At 64.4% G+C, this 24,205-nt stretch carries 22 protein-coding genes; 14 read left to right on the forward strand and 8 right to left on the reverse strand.

Annotated features, from left to right (window positions below):
* The first annotated feature begins 35 nt into the window (after positions 1-35).
* Together HV786_RS22095 and HV786_RS22100 are read left to right on the forward strand one after the other, a co-directional pair.
* Positions 36-2,336, forward strand: coding sequence for an NADP-dependent malic enzyme (locus tag HV786_RS22095; RefSeq protein ID WP_056322119.1), 2,301 nt, complete (start codon positions 36-38; stop codon positions 2,334-2,336).
* A 100-nt stretch (positions 2,337-2,436) separates the two neighbouring features.
* On the forward strand, positions 2,437-2,889 hold the full coding sequence (locus tag HV786_RS22100) for a DUF2214 family protein (RefSeq protein WP_128827706.1): 453 nt from the start codon (positions 2,437-2,439) through the stop codon (positions 2,887-2,889).
* Between the two features lie 9 nt (positions 2,890-2,898).
* On the opposite strand, the gene HV786_RS22105 is transcribed toward HV786_RS22100, so the two are convergent.
* On the reverse strand, positions 2,899-4,011 hold the full coding sequence (locus tag HV786_RS22105) for a hypothetical protein (RefSeq protein WP_128827705.1): 1,113 nt from the start codon (positions 4,009-4,011) through the stop codon (positions 2,899-2,901).
* A gap of 170 nt (positions 4,012-4,181) precedes the next feature.
* Between HV786_RS22105 and HV786_RS22110 the strand changes: the two genes are divergently transcribed.
* The 4 genes from HV786_RS22110 to HV786_RS22125 all read left to right on the forward strand — a co-directional run bounded on the left by HV786_RS22110 (position 4,182) and on the right by HV786_RS22125 (position 9,288).
* Complete coding sequence (locus HV786_RS22110; protein WP_128827704.1) at positions 4,182-4,721, forward strand: fimbrial protein; 540 nt, start codon at positions 4,182-4,184, stop codon at positions 4,719-4,721.
* A 79-nt stretch (positions 4,722-4,800) separates the two neighbouring features.
* Positions 4,801-5,538 carry a fimbria/pilus periplasmic chaperone gene (locus HV786_RS22115; RefSeq protein WP_128827703.1) on the forward strand — a complete coding sequence of 246 codons (738 nt, stop codon included), beginning with the start codon at positions 4,801-4,803 and terminating at the stop codon, positions 5,536-5,538.
* A gap of 139 nt (positions 5,539-5,677) precedes the next feature.
* Entirely contained in the window at positions 5,678-8,248 is a 2,571-nt protein-coding gene (locus HV786_RS22120) for a fimbria/pilus outer membrane usher protein (RefSeq protein WP_128827702.1), read from the forward strand.
* A gap of 14 nt (positions 8,249-8,262) precedes the next feature.
* The gene (locus tag HV786_RS22125) at positions 8,263-9,288 is read left to right on the forward strand and encodes a fimbrial protein (protein WP_158216662.1); all 1,026 of its coding nucleotides are present in this window, start codon (positions 8,263-8,265) and stop codon (positions 9,286-9,288) included.
* Between the two features lie 95 nt (positions 9,289-9,383).
* On the opposite strand, the gene HV786_RS22130 is transcribed toward HV786_RS22125, so the two are convergent.
* From HV786_RS22130 to HV786_RS22160, 7 genes are all read right to left on the reverse strand, one after another.
* The gene (locus HV786_RS22130; protein WP_056322100.1) at positions 9,384-10,694 is read right to left on the reverse strand and encodes a citrate synthase; all 1,311 of its coding nucleotides are present in this window, start codon (positions 10,692-10,694) and stop codon (positions 9,384-9,386) included.
* A 19-nt stretch (positions 10,695-10,713) separates the two neighbouring features.
* Positions 10,714-10,974: a succinate dehydrogenase assembly factor 2 gene (locus HV786_RS22135; RefSeq protein ID WP_056322097.1), complete on the reverse strand. Its 261-nt coding sequence runs from the start codon at positions 10,972-10,974 to the stop codon at positions 10,714-10,716.
* 24 nt (positions 10,975-10,998) lie between these two features.
* The gene (locus tag HV786_RS22140) at positions 10,999-11,715 is read right to left on the reverse strand and encodes a succinate dehydrogenase iron-sulfur subunit (RefSeq protein WP_056322095.1); all 717 of its coding nucleotides are present in this window, start codon (positions 11,713-11,715) and stop codon (positions 10,999-11,001) included.
* Between the two features lie 18 nt (positions 11,716-11,733).
* Positions 11,734-13,512 carry a succinate dehydrogenase flavoprotein subunit gene (sdhA, locus tag HV786_RS22145; protein ID WP_056322092.1) on the reverse strand — a complete coding sequence of 593 codons (1,779 nt, stop codon included), beginning with the start codon at positions 13,510-13,512 and terminating at the stop codon, positions 11,734-11,736.
* Positions 13,513-13,515: 3 nt separating this feature from the next.
* Positions 13,516-13,899 carry a succinate dehydrogenase, hydrophobic membrane anchor protein gene (gene sdhD / locus HV786_RS22150; protein ID WP_056567857.1) on the reverse strand — a complete coding sequence of 128 codons (384 nt, stop codon included), beginning with the start codon at positions 13,897-13,899 and terminating at the stop codon, positions 13,516-13,518.
* Complete coding sequence (sdhC, locus tag HV786_RS22155; protein ID WP_128827700.1) at positions 13,900-14,313, reverse strand: succinate dehydrogenase, cytochrome b556 subunit; 414 nt, start codon at positions 14,311-14,313, stop codon at positions 13,900-13,902.
* Between the two features lie 120 nt (positions 14,314-14,433).
* The gene (locus tag HV786_RS22160; RefSeq protein WP_056322083.1) at positions 14,434-15,213 is read right to left on the reverse strand and encodes a GntR family transcriptional regulator; all 780 of its coding nucleotides are present in this window, start codon (positions 15,211-15,213) and stop codon (positions 14,434-14,436) included.
* A 357-nt stretch (positions 15,214-15,570) separates the two neighbouring features.
* Between HV786_RS22160 and HV786_RS22165 the strand changes: the two genes are divergently transcribed.
* The 8 genes from HV786_RS22165 to HV786_RS22200 all read left to right on the forward strand — a co-directional run bounded on the left by HV786_RS22165 (position 15,571) and on the right by HV786_RS22200 (position 24,073).
* Positions 15,571-16,560 (forward strand): malate dehydrogenase, encoded by a 990-nt coding sequence (locus HV786_RS22165; RefSeq protein WP_056322080.1) that lies wholly within the window; start codon positions 15,571-15,573, stop codon positions 16,558-16,560.
* A gap of 211 nt (positions 16,561-16,771) precedes the next feature.
* Positions 16,772-17,662 carry a methylisocitrate lyase gene (gene prpB, locus HV786_RS22170; protein ID WP_056322077.1) on the forward strand — a complete coding sequence of 297 codons (891 nt, stop codon included), beginning with the start codon at positions 16,772-16,774 and terminating at the stop codon, positions 17,660-17,662.
* 90 nt (positions 17,663-17,752) lie between these two features.
* A complete protein-coding gene (prpC, locus tag HV786_RS22175) occupies positions 17,753-18,946 on the forward strand; it encodes a bifunctional 2-methylcitrate synthase/citrate synthase (protein WP_128827699.1) in 1,194 nt (397 codons plus the stop codon).
* Between the two features lie 58 nt (positions 18,947-19,004).
* Entirely contained in the window at positions 19,005-20,456 is a 1,452-nt protein-coding gene (locus HV786_RS22180; protein WP_128827698.1) for a bifunctional 2-methylcitrate dehydratase/aconitate hydratase, read from the forward strand.
* 126 nt (positions 20,457-20,582) lie between these two features.
* Positions 20,583-21,011 carry a CopD family protein gene (locus tag HV786_RS22185; protein WP_172802131.1) on the forward strand — a complete coding sequence of 143 codons (429 nt, stop codon included), beginning with the start codon at positions 20,583-20,585 and terminating at the stop codon, positions 21,009-21,011.
* Positions 21,012-21,044: 33 nt separating this feature from the next.
* Positions 21,045-22,829 (forward strand): THUMP domain-containing protein, encoded by a 1,785-nt coding sequence (locus HV786_RS22190; protein WP_175211875.1) that lies wholly within the window; start codon positions 21,045-21,047, stop codon positions 22,827-22,829.
* A 200-nt stretch (positions 22,830-23,029) separates the two neighbouring features.
* On the forward strand, positions 23,030-23,218 hold the full coding sequence (locus HV786_RS22195) for a hypothetical protein (RefSeq protein WP_008161862.1): 189 nt from the start codon (positions 23,030-23,032) through the stop codon (positions 23,216-23,218).
* Between the two features lie 333 nt (positions 23,219-23,551).
* Entirely contained in the window at positions 23,552-24,073 is a 522-nt protein-coding gene (locus tag HV786_RS22200) for an RDD family protein (protein WP_128827696.1), read from the forward strand.
* Positions 24,074-24,205: the final 132 nt, after the last annotated feature.

The following is a 24,205-nucleotide window of genomic DNA, read 5'->3' on the forward strand; positions in this document are numbered from 1 at the left end:
TTTTTTTTCCGTTAGCCCTTTCAGGCCCCGATCCCATGGACGAAACTCTCACCAAACTGGCGTTGGACTACCACGCCTATCCCACTCCCGGCAAAATCTCGGTCACCCCGACCAAGACCCTGGCCAACCAGGACGACCTGTCCCTGGCCTACTCCCCCGGCGTGGCTGCGGCTTGCATGGCCATTTTCGACCAGGGCGACGACGCCGCCTCCAAGTACACGTCGCGCGGCAACCTCGTGGGCGTGATCACCAACGGCACCGCCGTGCTGGGCCTGGGCAACATCGGTCCGCTGGCCGCCAAGCCCGTGATGGAAGGCAAGGGTTGCCTGTTCAAGAAATTCGCCGGCATCGACGTGTTCGACATCGAACTCGCGGAAAACGATCCGGACAAGCTGGTGGACATCATTGCCGCGCTCGAGCCCACGCTGGGCGGCGTCAACCTTGAAGACATCAAGGCGCCCGAGTGCTTCTACATCGAGAAGAAGCTGCGCGAGCGCATGAAGATCCCCGTCTTCCACGACGACCAGCACGGCACCGCCATCATCTCGTCGGCCGCCATCCTGAACGGCCTGAAGGTCGTGAACAAGGACATCGGCTCGGTCAAGCTGGCCTGCTCCGGCGCCGGCGCCGCTGCCATCGCCTGCCTGGACCTGCTGGTTCACCTGGGCATCAAGCGCGAAAACATCTTCGTGGTCGACTCGCGCGGCGTCATCTGGGACGGCCGCGACGAGAACATGGAAGCCAACAAGAAGCGCTACGCGCAAAAGACCGACGCGCGCACGCTGGCCGACGTGGTCAATGGCGCCGACGTGTTCCTGGGCTGCTCGACCGCTGGCGTGCTGACCGCCGACATGGTCAAGACCATGGCCGACCGTCCGCTGATCCTGGCCCTGGCCAACCCGGAACCCGAAATCCGCCCCGAAGTCGCCAAGGCCGCGCGCCCCGACTGCATCATCGCGACGGGCCGTTCGGACTACCCGAACCAGGTCAACAACGTCCTGTGCTTCCCCTTCATCTTCCGCGGCGCCATGGATGCTGGCGCTTCGCGCATCACCGAGGAAATGAAGCTGGCGTGCGTCAAGGCCATCGCCGACCTCGCCCAGGCCGAGCAGAACGATGAAGTGGCCCGCGCCTACGCTGGCCAGGAACTGTCGTTCGGCCCCGAGTACATCATCCCCAAGCCGTTCGACCCGCGCCTGATCGTCCAGATCGCGCCGGCCGTCGCGCAGGCCGCCGCCGACTCCGGCGTTGCCGCCCGTCCCATCGAAGACATCGAGGCCTACCGCCAGAAGCTGATGGGCTTCGTGTACCACTCGGGCCAGCTGATGCGTCCGCTGTTCGCCCAGGCCAAGAAGGCGCCCAAGCGCGTCATCTACGCCGACGGCGAAGACGAGCGCGTCCTGCGCGCCGTGCAGACGGTTGCCGACGAGAAGCTGGCGTTCCCGATCCTGATCGGCCGTCCCGCCGTCATCGAGATGCGCATCCAGAAGGCCGGCCTGCGCCTCATCGCCGGCCAGCACTTCGAGATCGTGGATCCCGAAGACGACAGCCGCTTCAACGAAACCTGGAACGCGTACTACCAGCTCAAGGGCCGTGAAGGCGTGACGCCGGCCATCGCCAAGGCGATGATCCGCAAGCACAACACGCTGATCGGTGCGATGCTGCTGCGCCGTGGCGATGCCGACGCACTGCTGTGCGGCGTGGCCAGCAAGTACGACAACCAGCTCAAGTACATCGACGAAATCATCGGCAAGAAGGAAGGCCAGACCTACGCCGCCCTGAACGTGCTGATGCTGCCCGACCAGACGCTGTTCGTCACCGACACCCACGTCAACGAAAACCCGACGGCCGAGGAAGTCGCCAGCATCACGATCCAGGCCGCCGACGAAATGCTGCGTTTCGGCGTGGTGCCGAAGATCGCGCTGCTGTCGCACTCGAACTTCGGCAGCCGCATCACGGAATCGTCGCGCAAGATGGCCGCCGCGCGCCAGATCGTGCAAGACCGCGCCCCTGACCTGGAAGTCGACGGCGAAATGCACGCCGACGCCGCCCTGTCCGAAAAGATCCGCGTCCTGGCCTACCCGGACAGCACGCTGAAGGGCCCGGCCAACCTTCTGGTCATGCCAAATCTGGACACCGGCAACATCACGTACAACATGCTGAAGATGACCGGCAGCAATGGCGTCGCGATGGGCCCGATCCTGCTGGGCGCCGCGCGTCCCGTGCACATCCTGACCACCAGCGCCACCGTGCGCCGCATCGTCAACATGACGGCCCTGGCCGTGGTGGATGCGCAGCAGGAAGCCGCGGAAGAAGCCAAGAAGCGCCGCCGCTGATCGCACCCTCTGGCTGCAAGCTCACGGGCGCCCCTCAAACGGGGCGCCCGTTTCCTTTTTTGGATGGTAAAACCTAGCTTGACCTTTACCTGGAGACGACATGCTGGCCGATGCAATGTATGCCTGGTTCCACTACCTGGCGATCTTCGTTCTGGTGGTGGTGCTCACCGCCGAAGCCGTATTGCTGCGCCCCGACCTGACGCCCGCCGGCGTCAAGCGCCTCATCATCTACGACCGCCTCTACGGCGTGAGCGCAGTCCTCGTCCTCATCACCGGCGTGCTGCGGCTGACCGCCGGCGCCAAGGGCGCCGCGTTCTACATGGGCAATCCCTGGTTCCACGCGAAGATTTCGCTCTTTGTCGTCATCGCGCTCTGTTCCATTCCGCCCACGCTGACCTTTCTGCGCTGGGCAAAGCAACGGCGCCAGCAGCCGGAGTTCGTCCCGGCCCTGCCCGAGATCAAGCGCGCGCGGCGCTGGGTGATGATCGCCTCGCACCTGTTCATCTTCCTGCCGCTCTTCGCGGTGCTGATGGCGCGCGGCATCGGCTACTGATGCCGGCGGCTATGGGCAGCGGGCGCGCGCCGGGCGCGCCGGCTCCTTGCCGTCGACGACGAACGTGTCAAAGCGGAACACACCCGCCGCTTCGTTGCTGACGATCTTGATGAACTCGCCCTGCGGCGTATGCATCACGGACATGCCTTCGGGCACGTCCTCGTGGCCGGGCCGCACCGCGGCCTGCCCATTCCAAGGACTGAAGACCAGGACGCCCGGGTACGGCTCACGATCCTCCCCCGAGCCCCGCCGCGCGGTCTTGAACTGCGTGCCGGCGGGGTACCTCAGGCCGCCAAACTGCGTGCGGCACGCCAGCTCCGCGTCCGTGACGCGCAATACGTTGCGCGATGCATCCAGATAGAGCGTGGGCCGGCTGAGAAACAGCCCGTACAGCGGCACGGCCGCCTCGCCATCCACCTCGAGCCGCCAGCGGTCGGCGTCCCGCGAACCATCCGTGTAGACCGTGCCGCTTGATCCGCGCAACGCCGTGCCTGCCGCGATGGCCAGGCCCGCGGCCTCGTTGCCCGACGCCAGCACGCATTGTTCGAACGCCTTCATGGCGCCGTCCGGTTCGACGGCGAACTCGATGTCGTGTGCGCCGTCGCACTCCCAACCTTGCACGGTCTGCACGCCCGCGCCCCGCAGGATGACCGTGCGCGGATGCCGGCCGAGCGTGGCATAGGTTTGCGCTTCGTACTCGGTATCCAGGTAGCGCCGGGCCGACGTTGCCTGAACGCCCAGCATCTGCACCGCTTGCGGAAAACTGGCCTCGACGTAGGTGTCGAGCTTGCCCTCGTCCTGCAGCGTCAGGCGCGTGCCCGCCGGCATCGCCACGCCGCCGACCACTGCGGGCTCCTGCAACGTGACGCGCAGCGCCGCCTGCTTGCGATCGATGTCCCGGCCCACCTGCCACATCACTGCCTGGAACCACGCATAGAAGCTGAACGGCGCGGCCAGCGCAAGGCAAAGCGCGATGGATGTCTTCCAATACTTGCGGACGGTGCGCCGGGCGCCGCCGCTGGCCGCCAGGACGATGCCCCAGCCCAACAACAACAGGCCGGCAAAAAAGCCGGCCGTAAGCAGAATGAAAAAACTGGCGCTGGGAAGTGCTATCGGAATCATGGCGGTGATGCTATCCGCAAAATTACTCTCTGGCGAATTATCAGAATTTTATTAAAGACACCGCATCTCGGACCGACTGTAATCCTACATGTCGCCGAGAAGTACGCCATAAACCGCTGAAAAGCACCGTCGGCGCATTGCGTTTCAGCCCATTTGACAGGCATCAACTTATGAAATCCAAAGTACTCATCGCGCTGGCCATCGGCGCCCTCGCTTCCAATTCGCAGCTGGCATTTGCCTCGGACGGCACGATCAATTTCACGGGCGCCATATCCGCCAACACGTGCACCATCGACGGCAACGGCACCGGCAACAAGAACTTCAACGTGCTCATGCCCACGGTCGGCGTCGATTCACTGACGGCCGCGGGCCAAACGGCCGGCACCACGCCCTTCACCATCCGCCTGACCGCATGCACCCCGGGCACGGGCATGGTCCACACCCTGTTCGAACCCGGCGCCAACGGCAATGCCGCCACCGGCAACCTGACGATCGCCGCGGGGGGTGCAGCCAACGTCGAGATCCGCCTCTTGAATGGCGACGCAACACCCATCAGCGTCACCGTCGCTGACGAGGCCCAGAACTCGAAGGCCGTCTCCCTGGCCAACGGCGAGGCCACGCTTCATTACCAGGCTCAGTATTTCGCGCTCGGCCAGGCAGGCGCGGGCAACGTGAACGCCACTGCCAAATACACCATCATTTATCAATAAGCCGCCCGGCTTGGCCTTGCGCTCGTTTGCAGCCGCCCGGATCAGTAGTCAGGCCGCCATTTACAGTCCGAGGAAACCGATGAACCCATTCAACGTAGCTCTTGCAGCCGGAGCGTTGGCAGGCTGTATCTTCGCCGCCGCGCCGGCAACCGCGTCCGTCGTCATTGGCAGCACGCGAATCGTCTATGAGGCCGGCCAGGCGGAAGTCAATGTCAAGCTCAAGAACGAGGGCGACCAGCCCGCGCTCACCCAGACCTGGATCGACACGGGCGACGCCAAGGCGGCGCCGGGATCCATCCAGGTGCCATTTATCGTGACCCCGCCCGTGTCCCGCATCGACCAGGGCAAGGGCCAGACCCTGCGCCTGATGCACACGGGCGAACCGATGGCTCAGGACAAGGAGTCCGTGTTCTGGCTCAATGTGCTGGAAATTCCGCCCAAGGACAAAGCCAACCAGAACCTCTTGCAGATGGCATTCCGGTCGCGGATCAAGCTGTTCTATCGCCCCGCGGGACTCAAAGGCAAGGCCGAGGATGCGCCCTCGCAAGTCAGCTGGCGTCTGGTCCGGTCCGGCAATCGCAACGCAATCGAAGCCACCAACCCCACGCCGTATCACGTCACCTTCATCGAAGTGAATGTCGCCAGCAACGGCAAGCGCGCCAAGTTCACCGACGGCGACATGCTTGCCCCCGGCGAAAAAAAGATCCTGCCTCTGGTAGGAGACGTGGTCCAGGGCGCCAATGCCGAAGTCTCATACCGCTTCCTGAATGACCACGGCGGCGCAGTCAAAGGCGCCCGGGCCCTCAGCCCCGTCTAGCGCGACATAAGCATTACCGGCCCGCATCGACCGGCCGGCTGTCCGCTCACCAACCCATCACCCGACGCCTGCAGGGGCGGCGCGATCGGCCGGCATCAGCCAGCCGGCAGCGCCGCGCCTGATCGCGCACCTGCCCATCATGGAACGTCTCGCCACCACGCCGCATTTCGCGCTTGCCGCGATCACGCTAAGCCTGCTCAGCGCAACTGCCTGGGCCGACGGCGCCACCGAACTCGCCGCCCTGAATGCGGACGTGGAGTTCAACGATGCCTTCCTGAGCGGTGCGGACGTGGACGTCAGCCAGTTCTCGCGCTCGAACAGCGCCATCCCCGGCACCTATCGCCTCGATGTGCAGGTGAATGACCGCTGGCTGGGGCGCGCCGACGTGCGCATCGGCAAATCTTCTTCCGCAAAGGCGCCGCTTCAGGCCTGTTTCGACCCGGCGCTGGTGGAATTGGTGGGCATCGACCTTGCCAAGATCGACGCGGCGCGTGCCGAACTGCTGAACGGCAACCAATGCGTCGCGCTGACCGACCTGGTGCAGGAAGCGCGCGCGCAGTTCGATGCGGGCGAACAGCGGCTGAACGTGACGGTGCCCCAGGCCTCGCTGGTCCGGCAGGGCCGCGGTTTCGTGGACCCCAAGCATTGGGACGAAGGGGTGCCGGCCGCGCTGTTGAATTACAACGCCAACTTCTACACCTCCCGCGCCGATGGCAAGGCGTCGACGCAGAGTTTTGCGGGCCTGAATGCCGGCGCCAACGTCGGTCCCTGGCGCTTGCGCCACTCTGGCAGCGCAACCCATGGCAGCAAGAGCGGTCTGCAATACCAAAGCGTGCAGACCAACCTGCGGCGCAACCTCACCGGCATGAAGAGCCAACTGGTGATTGGAGATGCGTTCACGGACGGGTCGACTTTCGACAGCGTCGGGTTTCGTGGCGTGCAGATGTCCAGCGACGATCGCATGTATCCCGAATCACAGCGCGGCTTCGCCCCGACCTTGCGCGGCATCGCCAACACGAACGCGCGCGTCCAGGTGCGCCAGAACGGCAACATCATCTACGAAACCACCGTCGCCCCCGGTCCGTTCATCATCGACGACCTGTATGCCACCGGCTACGGCGGCGACCTGGAAATGGTGGTCAACGAAGCCGATGGCCGCGTGCTGGTATCCCGGGTGCCTTTCTCCGGCGCGGTGAATTCATTGCGCCCGGGCATGACCCGCTACAGCGTCACCGCGGGCCAATACCGCACGCCGCAGAAGGCCGATCGGCCCCTGATGGCGCAAGCGACCGTGCAGCACGGCATCAACAACCTCGTGACCGCCTATGGCGGCCTGACCGGGGCCCAGGGCTACGGCGCCGTATTGGGCGGCGCGGCGCTGAACACGGATTTTGGCGCGTTTGGCCTGGACATCACGCAGGCGGCCACGCGCCTGCCCAAGGAAAAGAACCGCACTGGGCAGAGCGTCAAACTGGGCTACTCCAAGTTTCTGGAGCCTACTCGCACAAGCCTCACGCTCGCCGCCTACCGCTACTCCAGCCGCGGCTACCTGAGCATGGCCGACGCCATGGAACTGAGATCCCGGCAAGAACAGGGGCAAGGCGCAGGCCAATATGGAACGCAGCGAGGCCGTCTGCAGGCGACGATCAACCAGAACTTGCCGGCCGGCTATGGATCCCTGCACTTCACGGGATCGACCCAGGATTACTGGGACAGGCCCGGCCGCGACACGCAGATCCAGGCGGCCTACAGCAACAGCTACAAACGCGTGAATTACAGCGTCTCGGCCACCCGCCAACTCAACGTGGGAACCCAGAAGTGGGACAACCAGGTCATGCTCAACCTGGGCATTCCGCTCGGCCGCAACCAGAATCCCGTCTATGCGTCGACCAGCATGCAAAAGGGATCGGATGGATCGAGCAGCGTCCAGCAATCCGTGGCGGGCTCGCTCGGCGCGGATAACGCGTTCAACTACGGCGTCAGCGCCGGGCGCGGCGTGTCGTCCAACGGTCCGGCCAACACCAACATTGCAGCGAACGCCTCCTACATCACGCCCGTCACGGCCGTGTCGGCCAGCGCCAGCACAAGTTCGAACTACACCCAATATGGCGGCGGCATTTCCGGCGGCGTTGTGGCCTATGGTGGCGGCGTCGTCATGACGCCGGTCACCGGCGAAACGGTTGCGATCGTCGAGGCGAAAGACGCAGCGGGCGCGCGGGTGCTCAACAGCACCGGGGTGCGCCTGGATTCCAAAGGCCGCGCGATCGTATCGACCTTGACGCCCTATGCCAGGAACGGCATCGAGCTCGATCCCAAGGGCCTGCCGCTCAATGTCGAGCTCAAGGCGACCGAACAACAGGTGGCCCCCACCGCCGGCGCGGTGGTTCGGCTGACCTTCGAAACCGAAAACGTGGGAAGCGCGGCGCTGCTGACGGTGGCCACGCGCGGCGGCGAGCCCCTGCCCTTTGGCGCCGACGTGCAGGATGCCGACGGAAACACCGTGGGTGTCGTGGCGCAAGGCGGCCGCGTGCTTGCGCGTGGGTTGAAGGACACGCAGGGCATCCTGACCGTGAAATGGGGCGCGAACAACGGCGAAGCTTGCTCGTTTGGCTATGCCCTGCCCGAGCAGCGTCTCAAGGATGCCTCGCTGCCCCAGGCGAGCGGACTGCTCTGCGAAAAGACGGCGCCCACCCGGATCGCCAAAACCTGATGATGGAAATACTGATGAACAAGACCATGTTGCGCGCGGCGTTCGGGCTGCTCGCCTTGCTGGGCTCCACGACCTCGTGGGCCACCGCGAACTGCACCCAGACGATAAGCTCGGTTTCCGTGAACACGCCGCCGCACATCACGATACCCCGCGATGCGGCCATCGGCACGGCCCTTACCGACTGGCTGACAACCGCAGCCACGACCGATTGGTTCACCTGCAGCGTCTCCGGAAACAGTGGCACGGGGACGGGACTGCACACCCTTATTCCCAGCGCAGGTCAGACGAAGGTGGTTGACGGAATCACCTACGACGTCCATGCGACAGGCGTCGACGGCCTGGGCATCATCATCGGCGGCCGCACCTACGTCAACGGCTGCGGATGGGCGGCATTCCAGGCCCTCAACCGGACATGGAGAACCCGCGGATGCAACATGCAAGGCGCGGCCACCAACGGCGGGCAGCTACGTGCGATGTTCGTCAAGACCGGCCCCGTCGCCACTGGCTTCGTTCCGCAGACAACCATTGCAAGCGCGGCATCGTTCTCGAATGAAACCGGCAGCATGCTTAGCCAGGATCCCGGCCTGGAGATCCAGTTTGTCACCATGGCGGTGCTGCTGATGTCGCAGGCCTGCACCACGCCCGACGTTTCCGTATCCCTCGGGACTCCCCAGGCTTCGGTATTCACGGGCGCGGGCGCTTCCAGTCAGCTTGTCGGGTTCGATATTTCGCTCAACGGCTGCCCCGCGGGCATGAGCGCCATTCACTACCAGATCGATGCCGCCACGCCCGTCGTGGACGCCGCAAACGCGGTCATTGGCCTGGACGCGACTTCAACGGCAACGGGCGTCGGCGTCCAGTTGCTGGACGCCGACGGAAATCCGGCCGTGCTGGGAACGAAGCTGCCGTTTGCCGGCTACAACAGCGCAACGGGCGGCAGCTTCAAGATCCCCTTGCGCGCCAGATACCGCCAAACCGGCGCCAAGGTCACGCCGGGCTCGGCCAATTCGGCAGTCACCTTCACGATGAACTACCTGTAGCCTCCGACCCGTAACCACCAAATAAAAACGCCAGTCGGCGCAGGGCTGACTGGCGTTTTGCCGGAAGGCGTTGCCTTCCGGATGCGCATTGCGAATTAACGCTTGTCCATCGGGGGCACGTCGCGCGTGACCGAACCGGTGAACAGCTGGCGCGGACGGCCGATCTTGTAATCGGGATCCGACAGCATTTCGTTCCATTGGGCGATCCAGCCCACCGTGCGGGCCAGCGCGAAGATGGCCGTGAACAGCGAGGTCGGGATGCCGATGGCGCGCTGGACGATACCCGAGTAGAAGTCCACGTTCGGGTACAGCTTGCGCTGCACGAAGTACGGATCTTCCAGGGCGATGCGTTCCAGTTCCATGGCCAGCTTGAACAGCGGGTCGTTTTCCAGACCCAGGGCGGCCAGCACTTCCTTGCAGGTTTCCTGCATCAGCTTGGCGCGCGGATCGTAGTTCTTGTAGACGCGGTGGCCAAAGCCCATCAGGCGCACGCCCGAGTTCTTGTCCTTGACCTTCTCCATGAACTCGCCAACCTTGTCGATGCCGCCGTTGGCTTGCAGTTCTTCGAGCATCTGCAGGCAAGCTTCGTTGGCCCCACCGTGAGCCGGGCCCCACAGGCAAGCCACGCCAGCCGAGATGGCCGCGAACGGGTTGGTGCCCGACGAGCCGCACAGGCGGACGGTCGAGGTCGACGCGTTTTGCTCGTGGTCGGCGTGCAGGATGAAGATGCGGTCCAGCGCGCGCTCGACGACTTCATTGACCTTGTAGTCTTCGCACGGCGTGGCGAACATCATGCGCAGGAAGTTGCCCGTGTAGGACAGATCGTTTTGCGGGTAGATGAACGGTTGACCTTGCGAGTACTTGTACGCCATCGCAACCAGCGTCGGCATCTTGGCGATCAGGCGGATGGCCGAGATGTGGCGATGCTGCGGGTTCGTGATGTCGGTCGAGTCGTGGTAGAACGCGGACAGCGCGCCCACCAGGCCCGTCAGGACGGCCATCGGGTGGGCGTCGCGGCGGAAGCCACGCAGGAAGAAGTGCAGTTGCTCGTTGACCATCGTGTGATGGGTCACTTGCGAGTCGAAATCGGCCTTCTGTTCCTGGTTCGGCAGTTCGCCGTTCAGGATCAGGTAGCAGATGTCCATGAAATCGCAGTTCACGGCCAGCTGTTCGATCGGGTAGCCGCGGTACAGCAGTTCGCCCTTGTCGCCGTCGATGTACGTGATGCCCGATTCGCACGCGGCCGTCGACATGAAGCCGGGGTCAAACGTGAACATGCCCGTCTGGCCGTAAAGCTTGCGGATGTCGATCACATCCGGACCGACCGTGCCCTTGTAGACAGGGAACTCAATGGGTGCGCTGCCATCCGAGAAGGATAGAGTGGCTTTTTTGTCAGACAGGTTCATGTTTATTCCTCTCAATTAATCAGAGCGAGCGCATCTGGCCAATAATCGCCCGAAGCTTGGGGGTGTCCAATTCGCCTTCGAGTTCCTTTCTGGCCAGCAGCAGATCGAGAAGATCGTTGTCTCCCATCTCGAAAAGCTGGGTCAATGCGGCCACGTCATCATCGGTAAGTTCAGCTTCGTGGGCATCCAGATACCGGGTGATGATCAAGTCGTTTTCGAGCAGGCCGCGGCGCGCCCGCCAACGCAGTCGCGCCCGCTCCAGTTCAGTCAGCCTGCTCATTCGTACACCTCAAATACACAAAAACTAGACCGTGCGGCGGACCATCAGTTCCTTGATCTTGCCGATCGCCTTGGTCGGGTTCAGTCCCTTGGGACAGACGTCGACGCAATTCATGATCGTGTGGCAACGGAACAGACGGTACGGGTCTTCCAGGTTGTCCAGGCGCTCGCCGGTGGCTTCGTCGCGGCTGTCGGCGATGAAGCGGTAGGCTTGCAGCAGGCCGGCCGGGCCGACGAACTTGTCAGGATTCCACCAGAACGACGGGCAGGAAGTGGAACAGCACGCGCACAGGATGCACTCGTACAGGCCATCGAGTTCCTCGCGCGCCTCGGGCGACTGCAGGCGCTCTTTTTCGGGCGGCGGCGTGTCGTTGATGAGGTACGGGCGGATCGAGTGGTACTGGTTGAAGAAGTGCGTCATGTCCACGATCAGGTCGCGGATGACCGGCAGGCCAGGCAGCGGACGCAGGACGATCGGTTCCTTCAGCTCGCGCAGGTTCGTGGTGCAGGCCAGGCCGTTCTTGCCGTTGATGTTCATGGCGTCCGAACCGCACACGCCTTCACGGCAGGAGCGGCGCAGGGCTAGGCTGTCATCGACGTCGTTCTTGATGCGCACCAGCGCATCGAGCAGCATCTTGTCGGTGGGCTGGAGTTCGACGTCCAGCTTCTGCATGTAGGGACGCTCGTCCTTGTCCGGATCGTAGCGGTAGATTTCGAACTTGACGATTCTCTTGGTGCTCATAGTAGGCTCAATCCGGACTTAGAAGGTACGCGCCTTGGGCGGGAAGGACTCGACCGTCAGCGGCTTCATCTGAACAGGCTTGTAATCCAGGCGGCTGCCTTCGGAGTACCAAAGCGTGTGCTTCAGCCAGTTCTCGTCGTCGCGGGTCGGGTGGTCGTCAAGCGCATGCGCGCCGCGGCTTTCGGTGCGGGCGGCGGCCGACTTGATGGTGGCGCGGGCCACTTCGGTCATGTTCGCCAGTTCCAGCGCCTCGACGCGGGCGGTGTTGAACACCTTGGACTTGTCCTTGAAGTAGATGCTGTCGGCTTGCTTGGCCAGATCTTCGATCTGGGTCACGCCTTCGTTCAGCAGCTCCAGCGTGCGGAACACGCCGCAGTGGCGCTGCATCGAGAAGCGGATGGCGTTGCCGATGTCTTGCGTCTTTTCGCCGGACGTGCGCGATTCCAGCTTGTTGATGCGGTCCAGCGAGAATTCGACGGCCTGTTGCGGCAGGTCCTGGTGCGCGCGCTGGCGCTCAGGATGCGAATTCACGATATGGTTGCCGGTGGCGCGGCCGAACACGATCAGGTCGAGCAGCGAGTTCGTGCCCAGGCGGTTCGCGCCGTGGACCGACACCGCGGCGCATTCGCCGATGGCGTACAGGCCGTTGACGATCTTGTTCTCGCCGTTTTCGCGCGTCAGCACCTGGCCGTGGTAGTTGGCCGGAATGCCGCCCATCTGGTAGTGGATGGTCGGAACGACGGGGATCGGTTCCTTGATCGGGTCCACGTTGCCGAACTTGATGGCGATTTCGCGGATCGAGGGCAGGCGCTTGTTGATGACGTCGGCGCCCAGGTGGTCAAGCTTGAGCACCACGTAGCTGCCGTCCGGACCGCAACCGCGGCCTTCCTTGATTTCCTGGTCCATCGAGCGCGACACGAAGTCACGCGGCGCCAGATCCTTCAGGGTGGGCGCATAGCGCTCCATGAAGCGTTCGCCATCCTTGTTCAAGAGGATGCCGCCTTCGCCGCGCACGCCTTCCGTGATCAGCACGCCCGCACCGGCCACGCCGGTCGGGTGGAACTGCCAGAATTCCATGTCTTGCAGCGGGATGCCGGCACGGGCAGCCATGCCCAGGCCGTCGCCGGTGTTGATGAACGCGTTGGTGGAAGCGGCCCAGATACGGCCCGCGCCGCCGGTGGCCAGCACCGTGGTCTTGGCTTCCAGGATGTAGATCTCGCCCGTTTCCATTTCGAGGGCGGTCACGCCCACGACGTCGCCGGCTTCGTTGCGCAGCAGGTCCAGCGCCATCCATTCGACGAAGAACTGGGTGCGCGCGGCAACGTTGCGCTGATAGAGCGTATGCAGCAGGGCGTGGCCGGTACGGTCGGCAGCGGCACAGGCGCGCTGGACGGGCTTTTCGCCGAAGTTCGCGGTGTGGCCGCCGAACGGACGCTGATAGATCGTGCCGTCGGGGTTGCGGTCGAACGGCATGCCGAAGTGCTCGAGCTCGTACACGGCGTTCGGGGCTTCACGGCACATGAATTCGATGGCGTCCTGGTCGCCCAGCCAGTCCGAACCCTTGACGGTGTCGTACATGTGCCAGTACCAGTTGTCTTCGCTCATGTTGCCCAGGGAGGCGCTAACGCCGCCCTGCGCGGCAACGGTGTGCGAGCGCGTGGGGAACACTTTGGAGAGCACCGCAACGGACAGCCCCGCTTGGGACAGTTGCAGCGAACAACGCATGCCGGCTCCGCCGGCGCCAACGACCACCACATCAAACTGGCGGCGCGGCAGGGATTTCATGACAGAGACCACGGCTTAAATGCTCCAGAGGATTTGCGCGAAGTAAACGACCGAACCGACCAGCCAGAGGATCGTCAGCACTTGCAGCAGCAGGCGCACGCCCACCGACTTGACGTAGTCCATCCAGATGTCGCGCACGCCAATCCAGGCATGCCAGGCCAGCGCAATGAATGCAAGGGTGGCCAGGATCTGGCCAACCGGAAGAACGCCCACGTAGAAATTGAACAGCGCGGTCCAGTGCTCGTACGTGAAGGCAGGCATCATGAGGATGCCGATGAGCAGCACCAGCGTGTACACGGCCATGATGACGGCGGTGATGCGCTGGATGATGAAGTCCATGACGCCATAGTGCGCGCCGACGACCAGGCGCTTGGGTCCGTAGTTTTTAGCGGCGGCCATTTACAGCACTCCGAACAGTTTGAGAGCAAACACCAGGGTCAGCGCGAGGCTGACGCCGAACACCACGCCGGCGCTCTTCTTGGACGATTGCTTGTCGATGCCGATGTGCAGATCCAGCATCAGGTAGCGGATGCCCGCACAGAAGTGGTGCAGGTAGCCCCACACGAGGACGAGGAAAACGAGCTTGACGATCGGGTTGCCGGCGTACGCGGCCACGGCGGCGAACGTCTGGGGCGCGGCCACGCTGGCCGCGAACAGCGGCAGGATGACCAAGGGAAGACAGAGGAACAACAACGCGCCGCTGACGCGGTGCAGAATGGACAGCTTGCCGGCCAGGGGCAGGCGGTAACTGGCAATTTGCGCAATACCAATATTGCGAAACTGCGGACGTGGCTTGGCAGCGGTGTCGGACATGACGGCCTCGGTGTTTCGGAACTAGGGAATCGTTACGGCTAAATTGCCGCGGCCCTTGCGGGCAAACGCGGTATTTTCGCCCAGAGACGGGTTGGTATCAAATCGTAGGTAAAAAGCTCATCAATTCAGACTATTGCGGTAGTGGTATCGATCGGTCAAGTACAACCCCCGGCGGATTTCCATGGGGCGGTCACCGTACGTGTAAGACACCCGGTCTACCTGCAACAACGGCGTTCCGGCGGCAACATTAAGCAGCGTACAGACTTCAGCCGGCGCGGCGACCGCGCGCAGCTTCTCGTCCGCGCGCACCATGCTGACGCCGAACTCGGATTCAAAAAGGCCATAGAGCGGCGCCTTGTTGGCGGTCAGCAGCTCCAGGGTGAGACCACGGAAGATGGAACCGGGCAGCCAGATGTCGTCCAGCACGGTGGGTGTCTGCCCCATGGACAGCAGGCGGCGGATCATGACGACGGTTTCGCCGGCGCGCAGGTCGAGCGCGCGGGCGATCTCGGCGGGCGCGCGCGTGCGGCGGCATTCCAGGATGCGGCTTTCCGCCCGGCCGGCCTCGCCCTCTTCGTCGGGGGCCAGGCGCAGGAAGCGGTAGCGCACGCGGGCTTCGTGGTGGGTGGCGACAAAAGTGCCCTTGCCCTGGCGGCGCAGCAGCATGTGCTCGGCCGCCAGCTCATCGACCGCCTTGCGCACCGTGCCCTGGCTCACCTGGAAACGGGCGGCCAGATCGATTTCGCTGGGGATGAGCTCGCCGGGCTTCCATTCGCCGCGTTCGAGGCTTTGAACAAGCAGATCCTTGATCTGGCGGTAGAGCGGACTGAAAGCGGCTCCCTCGCCCGTCGGACGGGCGGCGCGATTGCGTAAGGAGGTTTCGGGCCGAGGCTCTGCCATGGATCTTCTTGAGAGTGTCATGTTTATCCGGATGAATGAGAAGACAACGCCAGGGATGCAAACTCATCCGCATGCGCTGCTGCCGCCGGTCTTCAGGCTTGATGCAGACGCACGGCCGAGCGGGGCCGCGGCGCATTCGAATAAACGCTCTATTGTGGCATATCGGGAGGCGAGCTGTCCAACGTCTTATGTCTTATATAAGATAGAAGAGCGATTGACGCTTACGTTAATTCGATCTAGGATTCAAAGCTGCCCGCGCGACGCGCGGCGGCCCTCTTGGCCGCCTGAATTTCCGCGCCCAACGATTACACTGATTGGTGAGATTTCTTTCTCGCCAAACCATTACGGAGAACGTTCATGTCCAAGCCTGCCTTGCGTGTCGCCGTCACCGGCGCCGCCGGCCAAATCGGTTACGCACTGCTATTCCGCATCGCCTCGGGCGAAATGCTGGGTAAAGATCAACCCGTCATCCTGCAACTGCTGGAAATCCCCGACGAGAAAGCGCAAAAGGCCCTGAAGGGCGTCATCATGGAACTGGATGACTGCGCCTTCCCGCTGCTGCAGGAAGTGACCGCGCACAGCGATCCGCGCACCGCCTTCAAGGACGCCGACGTGGCCCTGCTGGTGGGCGCCCGCCCCCGCGGCCCGGGCATGGAGCGCAAGGACCTGCTGTCCGTCAACGCGCAGATCTTCACGGCGCAGGGCAAGGCCCTGAACGACGTCGCCAGCCGCAACGTCAAGGTGCTGGTCGTGGGCAACCCCGCCAACACCAACGCCTACATCGCCATGAAGTCGGCGCCGGACCTGCCCGCCAAGAACTTCACCGCCATGCTGCGCCTGGACCACAACCGCGCGCTGTCGCAACTGGCCGCCAAGTCGGGCAAGGCCGTGGCCGACATCGAAAATCTGATCGTCTGGGGCAACCACTCGCCCACGATGTACCCCGACTACCGCTTCGCCACCGTCGGCGGCGAATCGCTGTCCAAGCTCATCAACGACGACGCCTGGAACCGCGACACGTTCATCCCCACCGTGGGCAAGCGCGGCGCCGCCATCATCGAAGCCCGTGGCCTGTCCTCGGCCGCTTCGGCCGCCAACGCCGCCATCGACCACGTCCGTGACTGGGTCCTGGGCAGCAACGGCAAGTGGGTCACGATGGGCATCCCGTCGGACGGCTCTTACGGCATCCCCGAAGGCATCATCTACGGCGTGCCGGTCACGACCGAAAACGGCGAATACAAGCGCGTCGAAGGCCTGGAAATCGACGCCTTCTCGCGTGAGCGCCTGGACTTCACGCTGAAAGAGCTCCTCGAAGAGCGCGACGGCGTCAAGGACCTGCTGAAGTAAGCAGCGCGCAGTAAAGGTTTGGGCCCGTTCATGCGGGCCCAAACCTTAGGCGGGTCCGCCACGCGCGGCCCGCCATGCAGGCAGCACCGGGAAATACACCTGTCTCTTTGCCAAGCCGCAAAGGTACGCGCCGCGGGATTGTCGCGCAGGGGACAGATTTATTTTTCGGACCCGCGATAACGTCGTGGGCTACCAAGAACAGGAGACAACCATGTCCAGACCCGACTCGCCCGGCGCCCTCTTTCGCCGCGCGCTCGCCGAAGAAAATCCCCTGCAGATCATCGGCGCCATCAACGCCAACCATGCCCTCCTGGCCAAGCGCGCCGGCTATCGCGCCATCTACCTGTCCGGCGGCGGCGTCGCGGCCGGATCGCTGGGCCTGCCGGACCTGGGCATCAACACGATGGATGACGTCCTGACCGACGTGCGCCGCATCACCGACGTGTGCGATGTGCCGCTGCTGGTGGACATCGACACCGGCTTCGGCCCGTCGGCGTTCAACATCGCCCGCACGGTCAAGAGCCTGATCAAGTTCGGCGCGGCCGCCTGCCACATCGAGGACCAGGTGGGCGCCAAGCGCTGCGGCCACCGCCCGGGCAAGGAAATCGTCACGACCGAGGAAATGGCCGACCGCGTGAAGGCCGCCGCCGACGCGCGCACCGACAGCGACTTCTACCTGATTGCCCGCACCGACGCGATTGCCTCGCACGGCGTGGACGCCGCCATCGAGCGCGCGCTGGCCTGCGTGGAAGCCGGGGCCGACGCGATCTTCGCCGAAGCCGCCTACGACCTGCCCACCTACGACCGCTTCGTGAAGGCCGTCAAGGTGCCGGTGCTGGCCAACATCACCGAATTCGGCAAGACGCCGCTCTTCTCGGTCGAAGAACTGAAGAGCGTCGGCGTGGGCATGGTGCTGTACCCGCTGTCGGCCTTCCGCGCCATGAACAAGGCCGCCGAGGCCGTCTACACCGCGATCCGCCGCGACGGCCACCAGAAGAACGTGGTCGACCTGATGCAGACCCGCGAGGAACTGTACGATCGCATCGGCTATCACGAGTTCGAATCCAGACTGGATGCGCTCTTCCAGAAGGGCAAGGCGTAATCCCGCAACGTCCAGGCGCCGCCGCGGCAACCCCGCGGCGCCGTCCGCCACCCATTGCATCTTCCATCGCGTAAGGAAAGGAGTAGAGACATGAGCACGGCTCCCAAGAAGCAAGAAGCCAAATCGGACGCCAAGCCGGAAGAAAAGGCCGGTTTCAAGCCCAAGAAGTCGGTTGCGCTGTCCGGCGTGGTCGCGGGCAACACCGCCCTGTGCACCGTCGGCCGCAGCGGCAACGACCTGCACTATCGCGGCTATGACATCCTGGACATCGCCGATACCAGCGAGTTCGAGGAGATTGCTCACCTGCTGGTCCATGGCAAGCTGCCCAACAAGGCCGAGCTGAAGGCCTACAAGGAAAAGCTGCGCAGCCTGCGCGGCCTGCCCGCGCAATTGCAGGTCGCCCTGGAAGCCCTGCCCGCCGCCAGCCACCCGATGGACGTGATGCGCACGGCCGTGTCGGTGCTGGGCTGCGTGCTGCCTGAAAAGGACGACCACAACACCCCGGGCGCACGCGACATCGCCGACCGCCTGATGGCCAACCTGGGCTCGGCCCTGCTCTACTGGTACCACTACAGCCACAACGGCCGCGTGATCGACGTGCAGACGGACGACGACAGCATCGGCGGCCACTTCCTGCATCTGCTGCATGGCGAAAAGCCCAGCGACGAATGGGTCAAGGCGATGCACATTTCGCTGAACCTGTACGCCGAGCACGAATTCAACGCCTCCACGTTCACGGCCCGCGTCATCGCCGGCACGGGTTCGGACATGTTCTCGGCCATCTCGGGCGCCATCGGCGCCTTGCGCGGCCCCAAGCACGGCGGCGCCAACGAAGTGGCGTTCGAAGTGCAGAAGCGCTACGAAACCCCGGAAGAAGCCGAGGCCGACATCCGCCGCCGCGTGGAAGCCAAGGAAGTCATCATCGGTTTTGGCCATCCGGTCTACACGGTCTCCGACCCGCGCAACAAGGTCATCAAGGACGTCGCCAAGAAGCTGTCCAAGAAGGCCGGCACGACCAAGATGTTCGACATCGCCGAGCGCCTGGAAACCGTCATGTGGGACGTCAAGAAGATGTTCCCCAACCTGGACTGGTTCTCGGCCGTCAGCTATCACATGATGGGCGTGCCCACCGCCATGTTCACCCCGCTGTTCGTCATTGCGCGCACCGCGGGCTGGTCGGCCCACATCATCGAGCAGCGCATCGACAACAAGATCATCCGCCCCACCGCCAACTACGTGGGCCCGGAAGACCAGAAGTTCGTGCCCATCGACAAGCGCAAGTAAGACGCGATCGAGGGCGCGGCATGGCCACCTGTATTCACTTTTCCGAAGAGGTACTGCTATGTCTGCCCCGATCTCGAACGTACGTCCCGAGCCCGACCAGGTCCTGGCCGATATCGCGGACTACGTTCTGAATTTTGAAGTCCGCAGCGAACTGGCCTACGAGACGGCACGCAACTGCCTGATCGACACCCTGGGCTGCGGCCTGGAAGCGCTGGAGTATCCAGCGTGCCGCAAACTGCTGGGCCCGGTCGTGCCGGGCACCGTGGTGCCCCAGGGCGCCAAGGTGCCCGGCACGCAATTCCAGCTCGACCCCGTCCAGGCCGCATTCAACATCGGCGCCATGATCCGCTGGCTGGACTTCAACGACACGTGGCTCGCGGCCGAATGGGGCCACCCGTCGGACAACCTGGGCGGCATCCTCGCCACGGCCGACTGGCTTTCGCGCACGGCGGTCGCGTCGGGCAAGCCCCCGCTCACGATGCGCGACGTGCTGACCGGCATGATCAAGGCGCACGAGATCCAGGGCTGCATCGCCCTGGAGAACTCCTTCAACAAGGTGGGCCTGGACCACGTCGTGCTGGTCAAGGTGGCCTCCACGGCGGTCGTGGCGCAAATGCTTGGCCTGTCCCGCGACGAAGTCATCAACGCCGTGTCGCTCGCCTGGGTCGACGGCCAAAGCCTGCGCACCTACCGCCACGCCCCCAACACCGGCAGCCGCAAAAGCTGGGCCGCGGGCGATGCCACCAGCCGCGCGGTGCGCCTGGCGCTGATCGCCCGCACCGGCGAAATGGGGTATCCCTCGGTGCTGACCGCCAAGACCTGGGGCTTTTACGACGTGCTCTTCAAGGGCCAGCCGTTCAAGTTCCAGCGGCCCTACGGCAGCTACGTGATGGAAAACGTGCTGTTCAAGATTTCGTTTCCAGCCGAATTCCATGCGCAGACCGCCGTCGAATGCGCCATGCAGATCCACGGCCTGCTCAAGTCGCTGGGCAAGACAACCGACGACATCAAGCAGATCCGGATACGCACGCACGAGGCGTGCATCCGCATCATCGACAAGAAGGGTCCGCTGAACAATCCCGCCGACCGCGACCACTGCATCCAGTACATGGTGGCCGTGCCGCTGCTGTTCGGGCGCCTGACGGCAAGCGATTACGAAGACGAGATCGCGCAGGATCCGCGTATCGACGCGCTGCGCGCCAAGATAGTCTGCGTCGAGGATCCGGCCTTCACCAGCGACTATCACAACCCCGCCAAGCGCTCGATCGCCAATGCGCTGACCGTGCAGTTCAACGATGGCACGGCGCTCGATGAGATCGTCTGCGAATACCCCATCGGCCACAAGCGCCGCCGCGCCGACGGCATCCCGCTGCTGGAAGCCAAGTTCCGTACCAATCTGGCCCGCATATTCCCGCCGCGCCAGCAGCAGCGCATCCTGGACGCGTCGCTGGCGCAGACAACCCTGGAGTCGATGCCGGTCCATGAGTACATGGACCTCTATGTGATCTAAGGGGTGCCAGCCCCCAGACGCAGCCGCCCAATCTGACGCCGTGCGCACGCGGGTGTCAGATTGGGCGGCCACGGGTATCGGCCACCGGCGCGCATACAATGCGGCTTTCCTCAACTGGATCGCGCCATGGCCATGCTCTGGGTCAAGACCTTTCACATCGTCTTCATCGCCTCCTGGTTTGCCGGCCTGTTCTATCTGCCGCGCATCTTTGTGAACCTGGCCCAGCAGTCGGATCCCGCCGTGCAGACGACGCTGCTCGGCATGGCGCGCCGGCTGTACCGCTTCACCACCATTCTGGCGGTCGTGGCCATCATTTTCGGGATGTGGCTTTACGTGGGTTACCGTATCGGCGTGGGCCCCGGCAATGGCTGGATGCACGCCAAGCTCTTTTTCGTGCTGCTCGTCATCGGCTACCATCACGCCTGTGGCCTCATGCTGCGCAAATTCGAACAGGGCAAGAACACCCGTTCGCACAAGTTCTATCGCTGGTTCAACGAAGTTCCCGTCTTGCTGCTCTTGGTGGTGGTGGCGCTGGTCGTCGTCAAACCCTTCTGATACCCCTACCTTTGCACATTCGCCAGGATTCGTATGTCCTCTGATGAACAGGACCGCCCGCGCAAGACGCTGACGATCAAGAAAACGGCCCGCGACGCCCAAGCCGAAGGCGCGGGCAAGCGCACCCGCACCGGCGCCCGCGCGCGTCTGGTGGCGCAGATCGAGCGCACCCGCGAAAACACCGAACGCCAGAAGGATCCCGCTGGCTACCAGCGGCGTCAGGAAGATGAGGCGCGCGGCGCCCGCAAATCCTCCGCCGGTGGCCGCAATGCGCCTGCCCGCGGTCCGTCGTCTCGAACGGAGCAGTCGGAACGCGGTCAATATGATCGCGGCCCGGCCGACCGTTCCGCGCCTCGCCGCGGCGCCGCCGACCGCGGCCGCGCGAACGACAGCCGCCGCGACGACGCGCCCGCGCCTCGCGCCGGACGCACGCCGCAGCGCGCGCCGCGCCTGGACGACCAATACATCGCGCCAGCCACGCCGGCCGGCCGCTTCTACGACCCGTTCGAGGACGACGGCCCCGCCCCCGAATTCGCGCCCGAACCCGACAGCGCGCACGACACCGGCTTTGCGGACGAATCCGATTTCGCGCATGAGCCGCAAGCCCGGCGCGAGCCCGCCGCGCCCCGCGTCGACGTCCGCAGCCGCCGCCCGCGCGAACCGCGCCAGGCGGAAACCTTCACCGTGTTCGCGCCCTGCCCGCAAGGCCTGGAAGAAGCGCTGACCGCCGAAATGCAGGCGCTTGGCTACGAAGACGCCAAGGCCGGCCGGGCGGGCTGTTCGTTCACGTCCGATTGGTCGGGCATCCAGCGCGCCAACCTGTATTCGCGGCTGGCGACCCGCATTCTGGTGCAAGTGGCCCATGCCGAGATTTCGCACGAAGACGACATCCTGGATCTGGCCCGCGACACCCCCTGGGAGCGCTGGTTCGGCGCCGAACAGACGCTGCGCGTGGACACGTCGGCCATCAAGAGTCCGGTGCAAAGCCTGCAGTATTGCAATCTGCGCGCCAAGGACGGCATCTGCGACCGCCTGCGCGAGCTCGAAGGCGAGCGCCCCAGCATCGATACGGTGCGCCCGGATGCGCGCGTGCACCTCTTTCTGACGGGCCACACGGCGACGCTGTATCTGGACACGTCGGGCGAATCCCTGTTCAAGCGCGGCTGGCGCCTGGACAAGGGCGAGGCCCCGCTGCGCGAAAACCTGGCGGCGGGCATGCTGGCGCTGGCGGGCTGGGATCCGGCCGCGCCGCTGCTGGACCCCTTCTGCGGCTCCGGCACCATTCTGATCGAAGCGGCCTGGATTGCCCTGGGCGTGCCCCCGGGCATTTCCCGCCCGTTCGGATTCGAGCGCCTGCGCGACCACGATGCCTACCGCTGGCGCGACCTGAAGGACGACGCCCGCGCCCGCATCCTGCCCCAGCTCGATGCGCCGCTGGTCGGATACGACCTGAACCCCCTGGCCATCGAGTACGCCCGCAACAACGCCGAGCGCGCCTGGCTGACGGCCGATTCGATCCGCTTTGAAGTGGGTGATGCGCGCGAGGTGACGGCGCCCGCCGACCACGGCTGGATCGTCACCAATCCGCCCTACGGCGAGCGCATGGGCGCGGAACAGGACGCGGACCTGTGGCGCGATTGGGCCAGTTGCCTGAAGCGTAATTTCGCGGGCTGGCAGCTGCATGTCATCACCAGCGACCTGACGCTGCCCAATCAGATGCGCCTGAAGCCCAAGCGGCGCATCCCGCTGCACAACGGCGCGCTGGACTGCCGCCTGTTCGGCTTTGAACTGGTTGCCGCCGGCTACCGCGACGCCTGAGCACGTTGTAAAAGCGCCGCAACATGGCGCGCCTATCTTTGCTTATGGTGCCCCGTCGCGCGGTTTTGGGGCATCATCAGCACCAAGGTGTTGCCAAGTTGCACCAGCCTGCATCGGCCACTTGCATAGTTTCAGGGTAAACCCCTATAATCCGGGTTATCCCTAGTAGCAAACAACTGTGCAAGCCCGTGGAGGCTATAGTGATCAACCCGAACAACACCATTCGCCTGACCGACGAACTCGAGCGTCAACTGATGCTCCAGGCTATCGAAGAACAATTCCGCCCGCATCCGATGCGGGCGTTGGCTGCAGGCCTGCGCAAGCTGGCCCACGGCATCAAGGCCCTGGCTGGCAAGACGAGCGCCAAGAACGCGCATTCCGCTGCCTGAGCAAGGCCTGGGCCGCTGGCCCAACGATTTTCCCCTTGGGGGCTGCATAGCCCCTTTTATAGACCCGCCCTCAACGGCGGGTTTTTTTTTGCGCGCAAACCGGAATGAATCGGCGCTGCCCCGCCGCCCGGCCGCCCGAAGGCGGGGCAGCCCCCGCAGGGGGGAACAAGCACGCATCGCGTGCGCAGTGTGGGGGCCACAACGAGCCGCCCCGCCGCCCGGCCGCCCGAAGGCGGGGCAGCCCCCGCGGGGGGCAGCAAGCACGCACCGCGTGCGCAGCGTGGGGGCATCACCCCCGGCGTGGGGTCAACAATTTATGGATAATACCGGTCCATGAATGACGCCACCCTCGACCAGACTCCGAACCGGCTGCGCCGGTTTGCCTGCATGATGTACGAAGCCGTGCTGCTGTTCGGCGTCGTGTTTCTGGCGGGCTACCTGCTGGACACGCTCACCCAGAGCCGCAACGCGCTGGAATTGCGGGCCGCGCGCCAAGCGTGGCTGTTCGTGGCGATCGGTGCCTATTTCGTGCTGTGCTGGCGCCGCCGCGGGCAGACGCTGCCCATGAAGACGTGGAACATACGGCTGGTGGATCGCCACGGCAACACCCCGTCGACCGGCCTGCTGATCCTGCGCTACATCCTTGCCTGGCCGCTGGTGCTGGCGGGCGCCGCGGTGGTCTGGGCGGCGGCGCTGGCCACGGGATGGCCATCGGTGGACATGTTCATCGTCGCCGCCCCCTTTGCCATCTTCATCTGGTCCTGGCTGGATCCCGACGGCCAGTTCCTGCACGACCGGATCCTGGGCACGCGCCTGCGCAATGCGCCGCAGGCCAAGGGCAAAAAGGCCCGCTGAACCGCGCCGCGGGTGCGCCGGCATGCTGGCGCCAACCCGGTTTGATGCGGACCAAGGCGCAAACCATTAAGCGCCCCTGTTCAGAAAGATGACAGCCGCACGCCGGGACAATGAGGCCCCAATTAATTTACG

Source organism: Achromobacter mucicolens (assembly GCF_902859725.1).
Lineage (GTDB): Bacteria > Pseudomonadota > Gammaproteobacteria > Burkholderiales > Burkholderiaceae_B > Achromobacter > Achromobacter mucicolens.

Coding starts and splice junctions, on each gene's coding strand:
- HV786_RS22095 (WP_056322119.1), top strand. CDS start 36: ATGGACGAAACTCTCACCAAACTGGCGTTGGACTACCACGCCTATCCC.
- HV786_RS22100 (WP_128827706.1), top strand. CDS start 2,437: ATGCTGGCCGATGCAATGTATGCCTGGTTCCACTACCTGGCGATCTTC.
- HV786_RS22105 (WP_128827705.1), bottom strand. CDS start 4,011: ATGATTCCGATAGCACTTCCCAGCGCCAGTTTTTTCATTCTGCTTACG.
- HV786_RS22110 (WP_128827704.1), top strand. CDS start 4,182: ATGAAATCCAAAGTACTCATCGCGCTGGCCATCGGCGCCCTCGCTTCC.
- HV786_RS22115 (WP_128827703.1), top strand. CDS start 4,801: ATGAACCCATTCAACGTAGCTCTTGCAGCCGGAGCGTTGGCAGGCTGT.
- HV786_RS22120 (WP_128827702.1), top strand. CDS start 5,678: ATGGAACGTCTCGCCACCACGCCGCATTTCGCGCTTGCCGCGATCACG.
- HV786_RS22125 (WP_158216662.1), top strand. CDS start 8,263: ATGAACAAGACCATGTTGCGCGCGGCGTTCGGGCTGCTCGCCTTGCTG.
- HV786_RS22130 (WP_056322100.1), bottom strand. CDS start 10,694: ATGAACCTGTCTGACAAAAAAGCCACTCTATCCTTCTCGGATGGCAGC.
- HV786_RS22135 (WP_056322097.1), bottom strand. CDS start 10,974: ATGAGCAGGCTGACTGAACTGGAGCGGGCGCGACTGCGTTGGCGGGCG.
- HV786_RS22140 (WP_056322095.1), bottom strand. CDS start 11,715: ATGAGCACCAAGAGAATCGTCAAGTTCGAAATCTACCGCTACGATCCG.
- sdhD (WP_056567857.1), bottom strand. CDS start 13,899: ATGGCCGCCGCTAAAAACTACGGACCCAAGCGCCTGGTCGTCGGCGCG.
- sdhC (WP_128827700.1), bottom strand. CDS start 14,313: ATGTCCGACACCGCTGCCAAGCCACGTCCGCAGTTTCGCAATATTGGT.
- HV786_RS22160 (WP_056322083.1), bottom strand. CDS start 15,213: ATGGCAGAGCCTCGGCCCGAAACCTCCTTACGCAATCGCGCCGCCCGT.
- HV786_RS22165 (WP_056322080.1), top strand. CDS start 15,571: ATGTCCAAGCCTGCCTTGCGTGTCGCCGTCACCGGCGCCGCCGGCCAA.
- prpB (WP_056322077.1), top strand. CDS start 16,772: ATGTCCAGACCCGACTCGCCCGGCGCCCTCTTTCGCCGCGCGCTCGCC.
- prpC (WP_128827699.1), top strand. CDS start 17,753: ATGAGCACGGCTCCCAAGAAGCAAGAAGCCAAATCGGACGCCAAGCCG.
- HV786_RS22180 (WP_128827698.1), top strand. CDS start 19,005: ATGTCTGCCCCGATCTCGAACGTACGTCCCGAGCCCGACCAGGTCCTG.
- HV786_RS22185 (WP_172802131.1), top strand. CDS start 20,583: ATGGCCATGCTCTGGGTCAAGACCTTTCACATCGTCTTCATCGCCTCC.
- HV786_RS22190 (WP_175211875.1), top strand. CDS start 21,045: ATGTCCTCTGATGAACAGGACCGCCCGCGCAAGACGCTGACGATCAAG.
- HV786_RS22200 (WP_128827696.1), top strand. CDS start 23,552: ATGAATGACGCCACCCTCGACCAGACTCCGAACCGGCTGCGCCGGTTT.